We start from the raw sequence: 17,697 nt of genomic DNA, 5'->3' as shown, positions 1-17,697 counted from the left end.
AGTCAACGTCCTGTGGGCCCTGATCCGTGACGGACGGTGCTACGACCATGGACTCTCCGCTGCTTCTGCGAGTTGACAACGTCATTAGGAGGTGGGCTCTCTTCGGTCGTCGCGCCGTCGTACACAACGGCCGGCGCGTGGTCGAGGGACGTGAGGGAAACCCGATGACACAGTCGGGTCCTTCCCCGTCTCAGCCACACGATCACGGTCGGCTGGGCCGACCCACGTCATCCGTCGGCATCCGGCGTGTCCGACAGGGAATGCGGAGCCGGCCCGGCAGGGTTCCCCACGGCAGGCACAGGGCGAGCGACCCAGGCACGGCGAGCGGCCGACGCGGGCCGGAGGAGAGGCGAGGCCGGGTGGACGAACCGGACTGGCGGCGCTTCATCACCGCCTACCACCAGGCGCACTCCGGCATCACCGAACAGCTCTTCTCCCTGGCCGACACCTCTCCCTACGCCTGGCTGGCCGAACCGCTGCGCGGCACCCGCGGCACGGTCCTCGACCTGGCCTGCGGTTCGGCACCCACGCGCGAGGAGCTGACGGACGCCGACTGGATCGGGATCGACCTGTCCGCGGCGGAACTCGCCGAGGCCGCGCGCCGGGGCCGCGGGCCGCTCGTACGGGCCGGCGCGGACGAACTCCCGTTCCCCTCATCGGGGGCCGGGGCCGTATGCGCGGCCATGTGCCTGCCGGTCGTCACCCCCCTGCCGCAGGTGCTCGGGGAGATCCGGCGGGTGCTGCGGCCCGGAGGGACGCTCGCGGCACTGGTGCCCTCCCGATCCGGGCTTTCCCCGTCGGGCATGCTCGGCTGGCTCCGGGTGATGGCAGCCCTGCGCGCCGTACGCCAGCCGTGGCCCAACCCGCAGGCCCGCGACGGACTGGCGGCCCTGCTGCGCACAGCCGGGTTCCGTGTCCGCTCCGACGAGCGACGCGTCTTCATCCTCGCCATCGACTCGGCCGACGCGGCGGCCCTGCTGACCGATGCCCTGTACCTGCCCGGACTGACTCACCACCGTGCTCAGGCCGCCAAGCGCTCCCTGGCCCGATGGGCGGCCCCGGGGCGACGCCTGGAGCTGCCGCTGCGCCGCGTGGTGGCCGATCTTCCCACCGCACAACCGTCACAGGAGCCCGTATGAACCGCCCGGGAGGCGCAGCGAGCGGGAACCGTGTCAGGCAGTCGTCGTCGCGACCCCGGCCGACGGCTCGGCGATGGACGTGAAGGCGCCCGGAAGGAGCCCTCACGGCTCTCGTCGGCGACACCGCCGCCGGCCCCGTACGCGTACTCTCCCGCCCGGCACCCCACCTGCCGCATCGGAGCACGTCCGGCTGCCCTTCACGCACCGCTGGGCGCTCCCCGGCTGATCCGAGCCGTCCGGACCACGGCCCGGTGAGGGGGAATGACAACCGAGGCACAGCGGTTTCCGTCGCGGCCCCGGCAAACCACCGGCCGGTGCAGGCGACCTGTGCGTGTTCCCGAGGGGGCCGTGATGAGCCGGCCGTACCGGGCGCGCGAGCGGATACGGGCGCGGCTCGCCACGGCAGGACCGGCACCGACGCGAGGTGTGATGTGAAGAGGCCACGGCGGCGTGCGGTGGCGCAGCGACGGATGAACTGCATGCGGTCGCGCGTGAATTCATGGTGTCCGCCGGGGCAAGGGCACACCCATGGGTCTGCCGACCGGGCACGCGATCTCCGGCGTGGTGGTCGTCCTGGTCCACGCGGTGGTGCTGTAGAGAGTTGCCATGACGCCGAGGCCACCGGGAAGTCCCTATGCGTGATGGAGAGAAGCCGCCCGAGGGGCGGTTCAGTACGCGTCTGTGGCGACCGGTGGCCCCGGCGGGAGTGTCGGCGTACCGCCCGCGTGGACGATGGGCGACCGGGTGTGCCGCTCTCCCGCGCGGCGGCGGCGTCGTCCGGTCCGGATCGAAGGCTGCGTAGCCGTGTCTTCTCGGATCGCCGATTACGGGCTGCTCGCCGACGGCAACTCCGCCGCCCTGGTCGATCGCCGGGGATCGATCGACTGGATGTGTGTGCCGCGCTTCGACAGCCCCGCGCTCTTCGCGCGCCTGCTCGACCCCGAAGCCGGGCACTGGTCGATCACACCTGCGGGCCGGTTCGAGGTGGTGCGCCGCTATCTGCCGGGCACTCTGGTGATCGAAACGACGTTCACCACCGCGACCGGCGTGGCGCGGCTGCGCGACGCGCTCGCCGTTGCGGAAGGGCAACGGGGCCACGAGCTGGGCATGTCGCCACCGCACGAACTGCTGCGTGACGTCGAGGGAGTACACGGCGAGGTCGCGCTCGACGTCGAGCTGGTGCCCCGCCCCGAATACGGGCTGGTGCGGCCACTCATGCGCGTCACCGACGGCGGGGTGCGCACCTTCGGCGGCCCGAACCAGATCGCCGTACGCACTCCCGTTCCCCTGGAGGCGGGCGAGGCCGGCGAGGCGTGCGTACGGGCGAGAGTGCGCGTGGCGGCCGGGCAGCGGTTCGGGTTCTCCCTCGTGTGGGCGCCCCCGGAAGTGGCACCGCCGGAACCTACCGCCCCAGAGCGGGTGGCGGAGCGGATCGAGGACACCGTCGAAGCGTGGCGGTCGTGGGAGGCGGAGCACGACATCTACCAGGGGCCGCACCGCGACCTGGTCCTCCTGTCGTCCCGGGTCCTCAAGGGACTCACCTACCGCCCGACCGGCGCCATCGTGGCCGCCCCGACGACCTCCCTGCCCGAGTCGGTGGGAGGGGCGCGCAACTGGGACTATCGCTACGCCTGGATCCGCGATGCCAGCCTGACCCTGGAAGCGCTTTACCACGGTTCGTGCCCGGACGAGGCGGCCGACTTCGTCTCCTTCATGACGAGTTCCGCCGGCGGGACCGCCGGGACGGACTCGTCGCTGCAGATCATGTACGGGGTTGGCGGCGAGCACGACCTGACCGAGCGCCTGCTGCCGCACTTGCGCGGATGGCGGGACTCCCGCCCGGTCAGGATCGGCAACGCGGCGTGGGCGCAGACCCAGCTCGACGTCTACGGAGAACTGCTGAACGCGCTGCACCTCTACCGTGAGCGGCTCGGGGAACTGCATCCGGAGATCCAGCGCTTCGCCGCCGGCCTGGCCGACACGGCGGCGCGCCGCTGGCGGGAACCCGACGCCGGGATGTGGGAGATGCGCGACGAACCGCGTCATCACCTGTCGTCGAAGGTGCTGTGCTGGGTGGCACTCGACCGTGCGGTGAAACTGGCCCCGCGCCTGGGCGAACACGCGCGTCCGGGAGCCTGGGCGGCCGAGCGGGACCGCATCCGTCAGGCGGTGCTCGAACGAGGCTGGAGCGAACGGCGCGGCGCCTACGCCCAGGCGTTCGACTCCGACGAACTCGACGCCGCCGCCCTCCTCATGCCGCTGTACGGCTTCCTGCCCGCTACCGACGCACGCATGAACGCGACCATCGAGGCGATCGCCCGCGAGCTCACCGACGACGGCCTGGTACTGCGCTACCGGCTGACCGGTGACCGGAACATCGACGGACTCGAAGGCAGCGAGGGCACCTTCGTGCTCTGCTCGTTCTGGCTCGCCTCCGCCCTCGCCGAGGCAGGCCGCCCCGAACGGGCGAAAGCCCTCTTCGACCGCGTCGCCGGTTTCGCCAACGACCTGGGGCTGCTCGCCGAGGAGATCGACCCGCGAACCGGTGAGCTGCTCGGCAACTTCCCGCAGGCGTTCAGCCACGTGGGACTGATCAACGCGGCGGCGGCCGTTGACCGGGCCGGCGGCGCGCTGCCCGGCCACGACTCCGGTCCGGCGCACTGAACACGGTGCCGACCGCGAAGGAACGCGTTCGAAGTGTCCTTGCGCCGCTGCACGAAAGGATCGGGGGAGCGGGAGTGGCCCCACCGGATTCCCGGTACGGGCCGGTAGCACCCCGGTGAGGAGACGGACGCGGCCCAGGAGACGCGGGCAGGGCGTTCCACAGGCCCGTGCGCGCCCTGCGGCGACGTGGCGGTCGCGGAGCGGCAGCAGGCCGGCTCCGTGCCGCCGGGGAGGAGTCGGAAGGCGCACTGCGGGGAACCCGGTGTTCGCTACCGCATCTCGCGGGCAGCCATCGCGTGCGGCCACGGACGACGGGCGCACTGACCGGCATCATCGCGTACGCCATGACCACGGGGCCATCCACACCTTCACCTTCACCTTCGCCAAGACCCTCGGGGAGCGCGGCATCACGTGAACTCGGTGGCCCCGGGCGTCGGACACCGACATGAACGCCTCCTGGCTGCGCGGCAACGAAGCCGCCGAGCAGTCCGCGGCGCAACTCTCGGCCCTCGGGCGGGTCGGCCGCCCCGGAGATGCGGCCGATGGGTCGCCGTCCTCGCCTCCGACGACGCCCGACGGGTGACCGGGCAGGTTGTCGACGCCACTGGCGGCTCCCGGCTCCCCGAGGCCCGCGACGGTGGCCGCTCGGTCTTCCGCGGCCCGCATCGACAGCGTCTGGCACACCGGCGATCCCACCGCGGTTCTCGGCTGATCGTGAAGGTCGGTTGGCCGGCAAGTGAGGCGAACCTCTCCGGGCGGAGCGCGGCCAACGGCGGTTTGCCGCGACCGAATTGTTGGCTAGGGTGGCACGTGGAGACGGTTCCGATGCCCCTGACCAGGGTGCTGGACAGGCCGGCGAGTTCGGGGCCGCACAGGCTGGTGGCTCCCGAGCGGGCCGGGGCGGGCACGACGGGGGACTCGCCGGCGGGGAGTAGGCGCCGGCAGAAGCCGAAGGTCGCGTCGACCGGCGTCAGTGGCGTTGGATCGCTGGCCGGAGCGGGCCTGGAAGCGGGCACGACCAGTTCGCTGCGACGTGTTCGCGGTCTTGCTCGGTCCAGTCGTACGCAGCCCGCGCAGCCGGCGATCCCGGCCATGTCGGCGGGCGGCAGGGGGCAGTTCTCGAAGCGCGGCATCGCGGTAGTGGCGGGTGGCACGGCGTCGGTTCCGACGAGAGGGGGAGAGGTGCATCGCATCTGCCGGATGGTCTGCGACGGTGCGCGGGTGCTTCCCCGTCCCGGTCATGAGCGGGGCTCCCGGGTCGACGGCCACCACGCGGGGGGTCGCGCTGCGGTCGAGGTCGGTGATGACGTACGGGCTTCGGTCGGGGTTGCAGCCGCAGCCGGCGACCAGAGCCCGAAACGCGATGCGCGCGGCGCGGGCCCCGACCGCCGGTCGGGCGGCCGGTTGGCTCCTCGTGCGGTACGCCGCACCCTCACCCTGCTTCAACAGGGCAAGGCCCGGGACACCGCCTGCCGAGGACGGCGAAGCACCACAGCACGACCGGACGGGGTGGGCGAGTGACCGGCCGGCCGGCGCCCGCGGTGCTGTCCCCGTCGCTGCGCCCGTCGCTCGGGCCGATGGCGGCCCTTGCCGCGCTGGTGGTCGTCGTGCTCGGGGTCTTGTACGCCGGCCACGACAAGCCCGGCAGGGTGGACGGGTGGATCCGGTCGGTGGTTCAGGGTGTGCGGCCGTCGTGGCGGAACGTCGCACTGGCCACGGACTTCTGGGGGGAGCCCGCAGGAGCGGCGATGCTGGTCGTGGCCGCCGTGGCAGGGTGCCTGCTGCTTCGGCGTCCACGTGCGGCGGTGCTGGTCGTTGCCGGTGCCGGCCTGACCGTGGGGACGACGACGCTGCTCAAGCCCCTGGTGGGACGCACCATCCACGGCGACGGCAACCTCGCCTATCCGAGCGGGCACACCGCCTTCCTCACCGCGCTGGCCCTCGTGGCGGCGCTGGTCGCGACCGAACGGTTCGGCCTCGGCAGGAGAGTCGGCACGTTGCTCGTGCTCGCCGCGGCGCTGGTCGCCGGCGCCGCCATGGGCTGGGCGCAGATCGCTTTGGACGCGCACTACCCGACCGACGTCATCGGCGGCTGGTGCACCGCGCTGGCGGTGGTACCGGCGACCGCGTGGCTGGTCGATCGGTCGGCCGGCGAGCCGGCCGACCGGACACCCGACGCCGGTCGGCGGGAACGTCGCTGACGGCAGGTCACGTCAGGTCGAGCGGTCGGCCGGGCCAGCCGACCGGATGCCCGACGCCGGCCGGCGGGAATGCCGCTGACGGCGCGTCACGTCAGGCCGAGCGGCGGAACACGGGCCTGACCGGTCGACCGCCCAGCCAGGGAGTGGGATCAGCGGCGTCCAGTGCCTTCCGGTACACCGCACATGCCTGGGCCACCACCTCGAGGGTGTGGTCGATGTCGGCCTCGCTGAGCGCGCTGCTCACCACGAACGACGGGGCCAGCACTCCGCCCGCGAGGAGCCGGCGCAGGAACAGGGTGCGGTACCGCTGCGACGGCTGACGGTTCTCGTCGAGGGTGGCGAACACCAGGTTGCTGGCCCGGCCCCGGACGACGATGTGGTCGCCGACGCCCATGCCGGCCGCGGCGTCGCGGACACCGGCGGCCAACCGCTCGCCGAGGGTGTGCAACCGCGCGGTGACGCCCTCTTCGGCGTAGGTGGTGAGCACGGCCATCGCGGCTGCCAGGGAGTGCGTTTCCGCACCGTGCGTGGTGGACAGCAGGAACACCCGGTCGCCGGAGTGACGCAGTCCGCCGCGCTCCATCAGATCGCGGCGCCCGGCCAGCGCGGAGACGGCGAATCCGTTGCCCAGAGCCTTGCCGAACGTGGAGAGGTCGGGCACGACGCCGTACAGGCCCTGGGCGCCCGCCTCGGACCAGCGGAAGCCGGTGATCATCTCATCGAAGACCAGTACGCAGCCGTGCCGGTCGGCCAGTTCGCGCAGGCCGGCGAGGTACCCGGGCGGCGGCTCGGTGTGGGTGGCGGGTTCGAGGATCAGGCAGGCGACCTCGTCCCGGTACCGGGCGAGCAGCTCCTCCGTGGCGGCCAGGTCCCCGTAAGGGAACGCCACGGTCAGCTCGTTGGTCGCCGCCGGAACACCGGCGGACATCGGCGTGGTGCCGATGAACCAGTCGTCGACGGAGAAGAACGGATGGTCTGCGCAGATGGCCACCCGCGAGCGCCCCGTGGCGGCGCGGGCGAGGCGCACCGCGGCGGTGGAGGCGTCGGAGCCGTTCTTCGCGAACTTCACCATCTCGGCGGTCGGCACCGTGGCCAGGAAGTGTTCCGCGGCTTCGACCTCCACGATGGACGGCCGGACGAAGTTGCTGCCGCGGTCGAGTTCCCGCCGCACCGCCTCGATCACGCGCGGGTGGGCGTGGCCGAGGCTGACCGACCGCAGGCCGGAGCCGTACTCGACGTATCGGTTGCCGTCGATGTCCCACACGTGGGCGCCGCGGCCGTGGCTGATGACCGGGGCCAGGTTCTCGGGGTACTGGTCGTCGCCCTTGGCGTAGGTGTGCGCGCCTCCGGGGATCAGGGCGTGCAGCCGCTCGTTCGCCATCCGCGACCGGGGCAGGAGGAGTTCTTCTGTGTCCACGTCGGCCTCAACTCTCTGTGTGCTGCAGGACCTCGGCGAGGCTCGGCGCCTCCCGGTCCCGCTGGGACGTCGATGTGACCGGCAGCGGCCAGGGAATGGCGAGCTCCGGATCGTCGAAGGCGATCGTCACGTCCTCGGCCGGATCGTGCGGGCGGTCGATCCGGTACGAGACGTCGGCGGTCTCGGTCAGAGCCTGGAAGCCGTGCGCGCACCCCGCCGGGATGTACAGGGTCGTCTGCGTCTCGTCGGACAGCTCGAAGAAGGCCCGGTTGCGGTATGTCGGGGAGTCCGTCCGCAGGTCCACGGCGACGTCGAAGACGCTCCCGTACGAGCACCGCACCAGCTTGGCCTCGCCGGCGCCGGAGCGCAGGTGCAGGCCGCGCAGTACGCCCCGGACCGAGCGGGACAGGCTGTCCTGGACGAAGGCGTCCGGATCGAGTCCCACCGAGCGGACCACCTCGGCGTCGAAAGTGCGGCAGAAGAAGCCACGCTCGTCGGCGTACGGCGTCGGCTCGAAGAGGTACGCGCCCGCGATCTCCGGGACTTCGGTCGCTTTCATGGAGTCTCCTGCCGAGTGCGCGCGTGGGCGTGGTCGGTCGTCGGGAACAGGGCAGCGGTCAAGGCGGTGAACTGGTCCCGGAGTTGCCGGGCCGCGACCAGGTTCCGCTCGGCGAGGGTCCGCCGCAGCTGCGCCGATCGCTGCTCCAGCGCCCGGAACTGCGCCAGCAGCCGGTCGGCGTCCACCTCGCGGGCCGGGTGGCAGTACGCGCCCAGCCCCATCCGGTCCATGAGCGCGTCGCTCTTCGCCGCATAGCTGAGGGCGAGCGTCGGCGTGCCGGCCTTCAGCGCGCAGACCAGGTTGTGGTACCGGGTCGCCACCACGGTGTCGGCAGCCGCCATCTCCTTCATCAGGTCGGCCAGCGAGGCCGCCTCGGCGGCGGTGACCAGCGGCGAGTCCACCGCGTCGAGGATCGCGGAGACCACCGGCACGTCGCCCTCGTCGCCGGTGAGCAGCCGGACCGGCCTGCCGTCCTCGACCAGCGCGCGGACGAAGCGGGTCGTCCCGTCGAGGTAGCGCCGGTGGATCTCCTCGGCCCGGGAGCGGTCGTCGTTGCCGCCGTGGAAGGCCATGACGCCGACGCAGACTCGGCCCGGCGGGCCCGAGGGCGCGCTCGCAGGCAGCGTCGGCAGGGCGAACGCGAGGTCCTGGTAGACCTCGTCGCGCGCGGTGTCCACGCCCATCGCCCGCATCGCGTCGCGGGACTGGTCGTCCCGGTACGACCGGTACGCGGCCAGCCGCGCCGACCAGCGCATCAGGGCTCGGGTCGGCCGCCGGCCGATCGCGGCGGCACCCACGCCGACCAGCGCGACCCGGGTGCCGAACAGCCGGCCGGATGCGCAGAGCAGGAACAGCGCGTACGGGAAGCCCCACGGCCGCAGGGGCAGCGTGGCCTCCAGGACGCCCATGCCCGGCACGATCACCACGTCGTGCCGGCGCACCCAGGCAGCGGTGCGGAAAGCGTCGACGAGCTTTCCCAGACCCTTCGCCGCGATCGCGCCCGCACGCGACGCGGTCCGGTACTCCCCGCGGTACCAGTGCAGCCGCGTCGCGGGGATCCGGTACCGGGTCGCGACGGCCTCGGGTCCGCCGCACAGCGCGTCCACGACCGCCTCCGGGTGCTCGGCGCGCAGGTACCCGAGCACGGCCTCGAGCGACCCGTCGTTGCCGAGGTTGCCGGAGCCGAGCAGGCCGAACACTCCGACGCGCACTGGAGCCTCGCTCGCAGACGTCATGCCTGCCTCCCCTCACGACCGGCGACGAGGGCGTCGACGGAGACCGTGAGGCTGCCCGGGTCGACCGGGGCACGGTCCTCGACCCGCTCGCCGGTGCCCGGCCGGATCCGGTGGGCCATCCATGCGACCAGGTGGCGGTAGCACGCGCGCCGGTCGGCCGGGGACAACGGCGCCCGCCGGATCGCCGCGACGAAACCCCAGACGTACTCGGCGAGGAGCCGGGGCGTCGGGTGCAGCGGGCCTGCCCGGCGCGGGTCCAGGTTGACGCACCGGGAGCGCTTGCCCGGGTTCGCCCGCTCGGCGCGGGTCGGGTGGTCGCGGCGGAAGTACAGCAGCTCCGGCACCTGGTGGAAGGGCCCGTGCAGGACGATCTCGGCGACGAACGTGCGGTCCGCGTGGTGATAGCTGTCGTGCGGCTTCACCCGGCGCAGCACGTCGGCCCGCATCACTCCGTAGAAGTCGTCGCCACCGGGCTCGAACAGCAGACTGCGGAAGCGCTCCGGCGCGTGCGGCGAGTCGGTGGCGAGCCCGTACTCGTACGGGACCTTCACCCGGCTGTCGCCGTCGATGACCGCCTGGCCCGAGTGCGCGAGGATCACGTCCGGCCGCTCGTCCAGCGCCTCCACGCAGCGCCGCAGCAGGTCCCGGGCGTACAGGTCGTCGTGCGAGGCCCACTTGAACAGTTCGCCGCGGCACTCGGTGAACACGTGGTGGTGATTCGGTGCGGCGCCGATGTTCCGCGGCAGCCGGAGGTACCTGATGCGCGAATCCCGCGCGGCGTACGTACGGCAGATGTCCTGGGTCCCGTCGGTCGAGGCGTTGTCGGAGACGACCAGCTCGAAGTCCTCGTAGGTCTGGCCGAGCAGGGCGTCGAGCGCCTCGGCGAGGTACTCCTCGCCGTTGTAGACGGGCAGGCCGATGCTCAGCCGGGGATGGGCGGTCATGGCGTCCTCACTTCTGGGATGGAGTCTTGGCGGCGCTCGCGCAGGGCGGACCGCAGGTGCACCCACCACACGGCCGAGCCGCAGACGGTCGCGGCGGCGACGCCCCAGGCCGAGCCGACCGTGCCGGCCGCGGCGGCCCCGCCGAGCCCGCCGCCGACATAGCAGGTGGAGGCGAACAGCTGGCTGCGCAGGCTGCGCCGGGCCGCGCCGAGCGCGCGCAGCCCGGCCGCCGCGCCGGTGCCGAGGCCGGCGCCCGCGACGCCGAGCGTGGCCGGCACGATGAGCTCAGAGGCGGCGTGCCAGACGTCGCCGAGCACGAACTCGCCGCCCCGGTCCGGCACCAGCAGCAGTGCCGCCCCCCAGAGCAGCGCGGCGGCGGCCTGCGCGCCGCCCAGCAGGAGGCAGAACGTGCCCAGCCGGTGCGGGGCCCGCCGCAGCACCCGTGCCGCCTCCGCGACGGTGACCAGCGACAGCCCCATCAGCACAGCGAGGAACGGGCCGAGCAGCAGCTCGGCACCCCGGACCACGCCCACCGCGCCGATCCCGACGATCGCGCCGAGCCCGTACGCCCGCAGTTGGCTCGCGCCGCTGACGCACGTGTTCTCGACCAGGTACCGGCAGCCGAGGTCCCGGTGCTCGCGCACCCATTCGCGCGCTCCGCTCATGCGGGGCCGGACCCCGGACTGGAAGCACCCGTACACCGCGGCCACCGCGGCGGATGCGCCCCAGGCGAGCACGAAGGCGGCCACGCTGCCCACGCGGGCCGCCACCACCATGGCCGGGACGAGCGCGGCACCCCACACGAGGTCGTTGACGAACGCCTTCCGCCCGGTTCCCGCCGCGAAGAACGAGTACCGCCAGGCATCCTGCAGCAGCAGCCCCGGCAGCACGACCCCGAGGCAGGCGAACGCGGGCCCCACGGGACCGCCGAGGGCAACGCCGGCCACCAGACACGCCGCGCCGACGGCGCTACCCACGCCGAGGGTGGTACCCGAGGACCGGGCCACCGCCCCGCGCCAGGAGACGTCCGGCACACCGCTGAAGCGCACCACGAGCGGGTCGGTGGCCAGCCCTCGGGAGACGCTGAGCACCACGCCGTAGGTCACCCAGGCCAGGCTGAACACACCGAACGCGGTCAGCCCCAGCGAGCGGGCCACGTAGATCCCCACCGCGAAGTTGGTCATGCTGGAGGCCGCCTGGTCGGCCAGCCCCCATGACAGCCGGCCGACGATTGCCCGCCTGGCCGTTTGTCGGGCGGGCCCGGCCGGCGGCGCCGTCGTCTGCGGATTCTCCCCCTCGGTGGCCATCGGCGTCATGCCTTGATCAGCCCGGCGCCGTGCAGGGCGTCGGCCGCCGCGGCGACGGTGTCGAACGGCAGCCCGGACCGCTCGGCGACATCCAGCAGGCCGTGCTCGCCGTCGGAGAGGCTGAGCACCCAGAGCATGGCCATCTGGGCCTGCTGCGCGTCGCTGCGACCGCCGAGCGAGTCGTACAACCCGCGCCGGCCCAGCTGTGGCTCGCCGTAGGGGCTCAGATTGAGGTACCGACGGTTGCGGTCAAGGACGGCGAATGCCTCGCGGCAGACGGCGAGCGTGTCCGCCATCGCCTCCGGAGAGACGAAGTCCAGGTTGTCCGCCGAGGTGTGGTACTCGGGGTAGCCGGCGTACGGGGTCCGGCTGAGCGAGCCCACACCGAGATCGAATCCGGGCGAGCAGAACTGCCGCTCGTCGTAGCCGTACGGGGTGAACTCGCGGACGTGGTGCGGGCGGTCGGAGGCGGCCAGCACGTGCCGCATCACCCGGTCGATCTCCGCGTCGCCGCGCCTGCTCCGCTTGTACGTCAGCCGGCCCGGGTCGCCGGCGCAGGCCAGCACCAGCCCGTGCTTGACCCGCTCGATGCGCTCCGCGTTGCGGGCCAGCCAGGTGATCGCCCCGATGGTGCCGGGCGCGAACAGGAACCGGTAGGTGTAGTAGGGCGTCTGCTCCGCCAGCTCCCTGGCCAGGAACGTCGCCACCGCGATGCCGGCCAGGTTGTCGTTGGCCAGCGACGGGTGGCAGACGTGGCAGGAGACGATCACCTCGTCGGGGACCTGACCGGCAATCACATGCTCGGCGTAGGTGAGGTGGCCGTCCGCGAGGGTGGAGTCGATGCGCACCTCGTAGTCGCCGTCCGGCAGCGCGTCCAGCGTCTCCTGGGCCAGGCAGAACCCCCATTCCGGCTTGTAGTAACTGGTGCGGTACGGCACCCAGGCAGGGTGGTCCGGCAGGGTGTGCAGGTGCCCGCGCAGCTCGGCCAGCGGCATGGTCGCCGACACCGGCACGCTGTAGCCGAGTACGTGCAGGCTGGACGCGGCGAAGTCGACGACACGGTTGCCGGAGGCGTCGGCGATGTACGCGTCCCGGATGTTCCACTCCTTGGGCACCGTCCAGTCGAGCACCTGCGTCCCGCTCGGCACTTCGTGCACCTGCAGCGGAACGTACTCGCCGACGATGTCCAGGGTGGCGCGCACACCGTCGCCGGTGATGCTCCGGCACAGCGGGTAGAGCCGCTCCACCAGCGCGTACATCCCCTCGCCGGGCGGGTTCGTCGGCTGGTCGCCGGCCGCGGTCACCGGCGCCACCGCAGGGTCTCGTCGACGGCGCCCGCGTCGGACGCCGCGCGCAGCACGGCGAGCCGGGTGAAGCGCTGCTCGAAGCCCTCCCGGGTCAGCCCGTGTTCCCGGTAGGCGTCGGCGAGTTCCAGCGCGCCCCGCTTCACCGTCCACTCGCAGTCGAAGCCGGGCACCGCGGCGCGGAACCGGGAGAAGTCCACCCGGTACGACCGCGGGTCGGCACCGGTCTCCCCGGTGATCACGACCCGCGAGCCGGACACCGCCTCGGCGACCTGCCCGGCGATCTCCGCGACCGTGACGTTGTTGATCTCGCTGCCGATGTTGAACGCCCGGTCGTGCACCGCTTCCCGTGGCGCGGTCAGCGCGGCAGTGAAGGCCCGTGCGATGTCGGCGGCGTGCACCAGCGGGCGCCAGGGGGTGCCGTCGGAGAGCACGAGGACCTCGCCGGACAACAGCGCGTGGCCCACCAGGTTGTTCAGCACGATGTCGGCGCGCAGCCGGGGTGAGTAGCCGAAGGCGGTGGCATTGCGCATGAACACCGGGCTGAAGTCGCCGTCGGCCAGGGCGTGCAGGTCGTCCTCCACGCGCACCTTGGACTCCGCGTACGGGGTCACAGGGCGCAGCGGGGCGTCCTCGGTCACCAGGTCCGCCGAGTCACTGCCGCCGGCGGCACCGTAGACCGAGCAGGTCGACGCGTAGAGGAAGCGCCGCACTCCGGCGTCGCGGGCCAGCCGGGCCAGCCGTACGGACGCGTGGTGGTTGATGTCGTAGGTGAGCTCCGGCGCCAGCGATCCCAGCGGGTCGTTGGACAGGGCGGCCAGGTGGATCACGGCGTCCACCCCGGCCACGTGTTGGGCCGTGAGATCGCGCAGGTCCACCCGGTGCCCCGACGGGTCCGCGGGCGGCGGGCCCAGCACGCAGTCGGCGAACAGGCCGGCGTCGAGTCCGACGACCTCGTGTCCGGCGGCGGCAAGGACCGGGGCCATCACGGTGCCCAGGTAGCCCTGGTGTCCGGTGAGCAGTACGCGCAAGGTTCAACCCCCCAGGTTGAGAGTGAGTTTGGTGACGGCGAACGCCTCGGCGTAGCGCTCGTGGCATTCGATGCCGCGGATCCGCGCAAGACCGAGGAAGGCATCCCGGTCGTACCAGGGCCGGTGCCGCTGCGAGGGGTAGTGCTCCTGCAGCAGCCGCACCTTCTCTTCGGCGATCCGAGGCGAGAGCGGCTGGTACGCCGCCGGACGGCCGAGATCGCCGTCCCACTTGACGATCTCGTAGCCGAGCACGAGGTGGTCGCGGAACGCGGTGGGTACCAGCTTCGCCAAGCCGCGGTGATCCTGGTGCGCGTCGTCGGTACGCGGGGCCAGCACCAGATCCGGTTCCGTCTGCTCGCGCAGCTCCTCGACCGCGGCCTTGGCCTCCTCCCAGTGCGCCGGCAGCCGGCCGTCCGGCAGCTTGAGCACGGTCAGCCGCAGGTCGGCGTCCGGGCAGAAGGCGGCGAGCGCGGCCTGCTCCTCCTGTTCCCGTTCGCTGCCACCGCCGGAGAGGACCAGCGCGTCGACGCGGATACCCGGCCGCGCGAGGCACATCGTCAGCAGCGTGCCGCCGGCGCCGATGGCGATGTCGTCGCAGTGCGCTCCCATCGCGACGATCCGGTCCGGGCGCCCGGCCCCGAGCCGGATCACGCCCTCGCTCCCGCGCCGGCTCCCGCATCGTCCCGTTCCCATACGGCCCACGGGCGGTCGCCCCGGGCGTAGGCGGCGTCGAGCGCGGCCCGTTCCTTCACGGTGTCGGTCGGCTTCCAGAAGCCGCGGTGCCGGTGCGCCACCAGCCGGCCGTGCTTGGCCAGTCGGGCGCATCCGTCGGCGACCAGGTCCCCGCCCTCCGGTATGTGGTCGAAGACCTCCTGGCGGAGTACGAAGTAGCCGCCGTTCTCCCACAGCGGCAGTTCGCTCACCGCGGTGATACCCCCCACCAGGCCGTCCTCGCCCAGGTCCACGCAGTGGAACGAGGACTGCGGCGGCACCACCATCATGGACGCCCCGGCGTCCCGCCGGGCGAATTCGTCGATCATCTCCGGCAGCGGGGCGTCGGTGAGCACGTCGGCGTAGTTGGCGAGGAACATCTCGTCGCCGTCCAGGTGGTGCCGCACCCGGCGTAACCGCTCCCCGATCGGTGACTCGACGCCGGTCTGCGCGAACGTGATCGTCCAGTCGGCGATGTCGGAGGACAGCAGCTCGGTCCGGCCGTTGCGGAGCACGAAGTCGTTGGACGTCGTCTCCTCGTAGTTGAGGAAGAAGTCCTTGATGTGGTGGGCCCCGTACCCGAGACACAGGATGAACTCCGTGTGCCCGAAGTACGCGTAGTAGCGCATGACATGCCAGATCAGCGGTCGCGGGCCGACCATCGCCATCGGCTTGGGCACGTCGTCGGAGGCCCCGTTGCGCATCCGCATGCCGTAACCGCCGCAGAACAGAACGACTTTCATGACTTGACCTCGACAATGCTCAGTTCCGGGATGGGAAAGACCAGCCGGCCGCCCCAGGCGTGCACGAACGACAGCTGCTCGACCAACTCGGCCCGCAGGTTCCACGGGAGGACGAGCACGTAGTCCGGTTCGTCGATGCCGATCTGTTCGGGCGACAGGATCGGGATGCGGGTGCCCGGGGTGTACCTGCCGTGCTTGTAGGGGTTGCGGTCGACCGTGTACCGGAGCAGGTCGGGCCGGATGCCGCAGTGGTTGAGCAGCGTGTTGCCCTTGCCCGGGGCGCCGTAGCCGACGACCGTCTCGCCGCGCTCGGCCGCCTCGATGAGGAACTTCAGGAGGTCCCGGCGCACCTTGGCGACCCGGGCGGAGAACTCCGTGTACCCGGACAGCTCCTGGAGCCCGGCGGCCTTCTCGCGGTCCAGTACCTCGGCCACCCGCGAGGTCGGCTCGCCGGCCGCCTCGGTCGGCCGGGCCCACAGCCGGACGGAGCCGCCGTGCGTGGGCAGCAACTCGACGTCCACGAGCGCGAGTCCGCCGCTCGCGAGGGCCCGCCTCGCGGAGGCGACCGTGTAGTACTGGAAGTGCTCGTGGTAGATCGTGTCGTACTGGTTCTCCTCGATCAGGGTCAGCAGGTGCTGCACCTCGACGGAGACCCAGCCGTCGTCGGCGACCAGGGCGCGCAGCCCCCGGGTGAACCCGATCACGTCGGGGATGTGCGCGTACACGTTGTTGGCCACGACCAGGTCCGCCGGGCCGTGCTCGGCGCGGACGGCCGAGCCGGTCTCCGGGCTCAGGAACTCCGTGAGCGTGGGCACCCCCGCCTCCCTGGCCGCGGCGCCGACGTTCACCGAGGGCTCGATGCCCAGGCAGCGGATGCCGCGGTCCACCACGTGCCTCAGCAAGTACCCGTCGTTGCTCGCGACCTCGACCACGAAGGCGTCGGGGCCGAGACCGAGGCGATCCACGGCACCGGCGACGAACGTGCGCGCGTGCTCCACCCAGGAGGTCGAGTACGACGAGAAGTACGCGTACTCCTTGAACGTCTCCTCCGGTGTGATCAGCGGCGGGATCTGCGCCAGCCAGCAGTCGGTGCAGACCCGCAGGTGCAGCGGGTACGCCGGTTCCGGCCGGTCCAGTCGGTCCGCGGCGAGAAAGCTCTCACACGGTGGCGTCGCCCCGAGGTCGACGACGCTCGCCATCGCCTCCGAGCCGCAGAGTCGGCATCGTGTCATCTACTGCCCCCCATTGATTCCGTCCGACCCGCGATCGCGGTCCGGTACTCCTCCACCAGGCGCTCCAGGCCCACGGCCGGGCTGAACCCCTGCTCGTAACGGCGCCGGGCCGCCCGGCCCATCTCCCGGTTGGCGGCCGGCTCGGCCGCGATCCGGCGTATGCAGGCCGCGAGCGAGGCGGGCGCGCCGGGCCGGTGCAGCAGCCCGGTCACGCCGTCCTCGACGAGTTCGACGAAGGCGCCGTGCCCGGCGGCGACGGCCGGGACCCCGGCCGCCATCGCCTCCACGACCACCAGGCCGAACGTCTCCAGCCACGTCGACGGCGCCACCACGGCGACCGACCGCGCGACGGCCTTCCGGCACTCCGCGGGGTCCAACAGGCCGACGTACCGCACGTCGTCGCGGCCCGCCGCCCAGGCGGTCACCTCCCGCTCCAACGGCCCCGCGCCGGCGACCACGAGCGGCACACCGACACCGCCGTCCGCGGCGATCTCGTCCCACGCGGCCATGAGCAGCCGCACGCCCTTGGCCTCCGCGAGTCGGCCGAGATGGAGCAGATGCTCGCCGTCGCCCGACCGGCGGTCGTCCGGGTCGGGCACGAAGTTGTGCTTCACCGCCAGCCGCTCGGCCGGCATGCCGGCCCGTACCAGGACATCGCGCTGCGCCGCGGAGATGCAGAGGAACCGCTGGACGCCGGACCACCACCGCCGTCGGTTGACCGACAGGCTGACCGCGAGCGGTACCGTCGCAAGGCGGGAGTTCCGGTAGCAGCCGTGCCGGACGGCGGGCAGCGGCGCCGCCGGTCCGACGCACTCGGTGCACGGCCGTCCGTCCCGCTGCAGTGTGCCGGGCGGGCAGACCTGGGTGTAGTTGTGCAGCGTGGCGACGGCGGGCACGCCGGCGTCGGCGCAGGCGGCCAGCACCGCGGGCGACAGCAGCGGGAAGACGTTGTGGACGTGCACCACGTCCGGCCGCTCCGTGCGCAGCCGGGCGGCGAGCTCCCTGCGGACCGCCGGGTTCCACGGCACGAGGAGCGGCACCGCGGCCTTGGCGAGGAGGGAGCGGGTGGCGATGTCGTCGCTGCGCCGCTCGAACACCTCGACGCGGTGGCCGGCCGCTCGCAGCAGCTCGACCTCCTGGTCGACGACCTTGTTCTCGCCACTCGGCTGCGCCGAGGCGTAGCGGTTGTGCACCACGAGGACGTGCATGC

The 17,697-nt window shown here is 72.5% G+C and carries 14 protein-coding genes and 1 pseudogene; 4 read left to right on the top strand and 11 right to left on the bottom strand.

The features are described from left to right. Window positions 1–359: 359 nt before the first annotated feature. The 4 genes and pseudogenes from AB0903_RS26380 to AB0903_RS26365 all read left to right on the top strand — a co-directional run bounded on the left by AB0903_RS26380 (window position 360) and on the right by AB0903_RS26365 (window position 6,004). Window positions 360–1,139: a class I SAM-dependent methyltransferase gene (locus AB0903_RS26380; RefSeq protein ID WP_366706866.1), complete on the top strand. Its 780-nt coding sequence runs from the start codon at window positions 360–362 to the stop codon at window positions 1,137–1,139. An 804-nt stretch (window positions 1,140–1,943) separates the two neighbouring features. After that, complete coding sequence (locus tag AB0903_RS26375) at window positions 1,944–3,803, top strand: glycoside hydrolase family 15 protein (RefSeq protein WP_366706864.1); 1,860 nt, start codon at window positions 1,944–1,946, stop codon at window positions 3,801–3,803. Window positions 3,804–4,120: 317 nt separating this feature from the next. Next, a pseudogene (locus AB0903_RS26370) lies at window positions 4,121–4,424 on the top strand (SDR family oxidoreductase); the annotation flags it as partial. Between the two features lie 896 nt (window positions 4,425–5,320). After that, a complete protein-coding gene (locus AB0903_RS26365) occupies window positions 5,321–6,004 on the top strand; it encodes a phosphatase PAP2 family protein (RefSeq protein WP_366706862.1) in 684 nt (227 codons plus the stop codon). A gap of 91 nt (window positions 6,005–6,095) precedes the next feature. On the opposite strand, the gene AB0903_RS26360 is transcribed toward AB0903_RS26365, so the two are convergent. The 11 genes from AB0903_RS26360 to AB0903_RS26310 are packed head-to-tail and all read right to left on the bottom strand — an operon-like array spanning window position 6,096 to window position 17,695. After that, window positions 6,096–7,421 carry a glutamate-1-semialdehyde 2,1-aminomutase gene (locus AB0903_RS26360; protein WP_366706860.1) on the bottom strand — a complete coding sequence of 442 codons (1,326 nt, stop codon included), beginning with the start codon at window positions 7,419–7,421 and terminating at the stop codon, window positions 6,096–6,098. Between the two features lie 7 nt (window positions 7,422–7,428). Then, window positions 7,429–7,980: a dTDP-4-dehydrorhamnose 3,5-epimerase gene (gene rfbC / locus AB0903_RS26355; RefSeq protein WP_366706858.1), complete on the bottom strand. Its 552-nt coding sequence runs from the start codon at window positions 7,978–7,980 to the stop codon at window positions 7,429–7,431. Continuing rightward, window positions 7,977–9,215, bottom strand: coding sequence for a polysaccharide pyruvyl transferase family protein (locus AB0903_RS26350; RefSeq protein ID WP_366706856.1), 1,239 nt, complete (start codon window positions 9,213–9,215; stop codon window positions 7,977–7,979). The genes rfbC and AB0903_RS26350 overlap by 4 nt, the downstream gene beginning before the upstream one ends. Then, the gene (locus AB0903_RS26345) at window positions 9,212–10,159 is read right to left on the bottom strand and encodes a glycosyltransferase family 2 protein (RefSeq protein WP_366706854.1); all 948 of its coding nucleotides are present in this window, start codon (window positions 10,157–10,159) and stop codon (window positions 9,212–9,214) included. The genes AB0903_RS26350 and AB0903_RS26345 overlap by 4 nt, the downstream gene beginning before the upstream one ends. Beyond that, window positions 10,156–11,466: a hypothetical protein gene (locus tag AB0903_RS26340; protein WP_366706852.1), complete on the bottom strand. Its 1,311-nt coding sequence runs from the start codon at window positions 11,464–11,466 to the stop codon at window positions 10,156–10,158. The genes AB0903_RS26345 and AB0903_RS26340 overlap by 4 nt, the downstream gene beginning before the upstream one ends. 5 nt (window positions 11,467–11,471) lie before the next feature. Beyond that, on the bottom strand, window positions 11,472–12,725 hold the full coding sequence (locus AB0903_RS26335) for a DUF4910 domain-containing protein (RefSeq protein ID WP_366706868.1): 1,254 nt from the start codon (window positions 12,723–12,725) through the stop codon (window positions 11,472–11,474). 41 nt (window positions 12,726–12,766) lie between these two features. Next, complete coding sequence (locus AB0903_RS26330; RefSeq protein WP_366706850.1) at window positions 12,767–13,801, bottom strand: NAD-dependent epimerase/dehydratase; 1,035 nt, start codon at window positions 13,799–13,801, stop codon at window positions 12,767–12,769. A 3-nt stretch (window positions 13,802–13,804) separates the two neighbouring features. Next, window positions 13,805–14,452: a PIG-L deacetylase family protein gene (locus AB0903_RS26325; protein WP_366706848.1), complete on the bottom strand. Its 648-nt coding sequence runs from the start codon at window positions 14,450–14,452 to the stop codon at window positions 13,805–13,807. Beyond that, on the bottom strand, window positions 14,449–15,255 hold the full coding sequence (locus AB0903_RS26320) for a glucose-1-phosphate cytidylyltransferase (RefSeq protein ID WP_366706846.1): 807 nt from the start codon (window positions 15,253–15,255) through the stop codon (window positions 14,449–14,451). The genes AB0903_RS26325 and AB0903_RS26320 overlap by 4 nt, the downstream gene beginning before the upstream one ends. Continuing rightward, complete coding sequence (locus AB0903_RS26315; protein ID WP_366706844.1) at window positions 15,252–16,487, bottom strand: class I SAM-dependent methyltransferase; 1,236 nt, start codon at window positions 16,485–16,487, stop codon at window positions 15,252–15,254. Before AB0903_RS26315 ends, AB0903_RS26320 begins: the two co-directional genes overlap by 4 nt. After that, window positions 16,484–17,695, bottom strand: coding sequence for a glycosyltransferase (locus AB0903_RS26310; protein ID WP_366706842.1), 1,212 nt, complete (start codon window positions 17,693–17,695; stop codon window positions 16,484–16,486). Before AB0903_RS26310 ends, AB0903_RS26315 begins: the two co-directional genes overlap by 4 nt. Between the last annotated feature and the right edge of the window lie 2 nt (window positions 17,696–17,697).

Origin of the sequence: Streptomyces sp. NPDC048389 (assembly GCF_040706335.1) — a bacterium.
Lineage (GTDB): Bacteria > Actinomycetota > Actinomycetes > Streptomycetales > Streptomycetaceae > Streptomyces.
Note: the sequence above shows the minus strand (reverse complement) of the source record. Positions and strands in the feature narration are given on the sequence as shown.

Excerpts from the sequence above, each read along its gene's own strand:
- AB0903_RS26335 (WP_366706868.1), bottom strand. The coding sequence starts at position 12,725 with ATGTACGCGCTGGTGGAGCGGCTCTACCCGCTGTGCCGGAGCATCACC.
- AB0903_RS26320 (WP_366706846.1), bottom strand. The coding sequence starts at position 15,255 with ATGAAAGTCGTTCTGTTCTGCGGCGGTTACGGCATGCGGATGCGCAAC.
- AB0903_RS26315 (WP_366706844.1), bottom strand. The coding sequence starts at position 16,487 with ATGACACGATGCCGACTCTGCGGCTCGGAGGCGATGGCGAGCGTCGTC.
- AB0903_RS26350 (WP_366706856.1), bottom strand. The coding sequence starts at position 9,215 with ATGACGTCTGCGAGCGAGGCTCCAGTGCGCGTCGGAGTGTTCGGCCTG.
- rfbC (WP_366706858.1), bottom strand. The coding sequence starts at position 7,980 with ATGAAAGCGACCGAAGTCCCGGAGATCGCGGGCGCGTACCTCTTCGAG.
- AB0903_RS26345 (WP_366706854.1), bottom strand. The coding sequence starts at position 10,159 with ATGACCGCCCATCCCCGGCTGAGCATCGGCCTGCCCGTCTACAACGGC.
- AB0903_RS26340 (WP_366706852.1), bottom strand. The coding sequence starts at position 11,466 with ATGGCCACCGAGGGGGAGAATCCGCAGACGACGGCGCCGCCGGCCGGG.
- AB0903_RS26310 (WP_366706842.1), bottom strand. The coding sequence starts at position 17,695 with ATGCACGTCCTCGTGGTGCACAACCGCTACGCCTCGGCGCAGCCGAGT.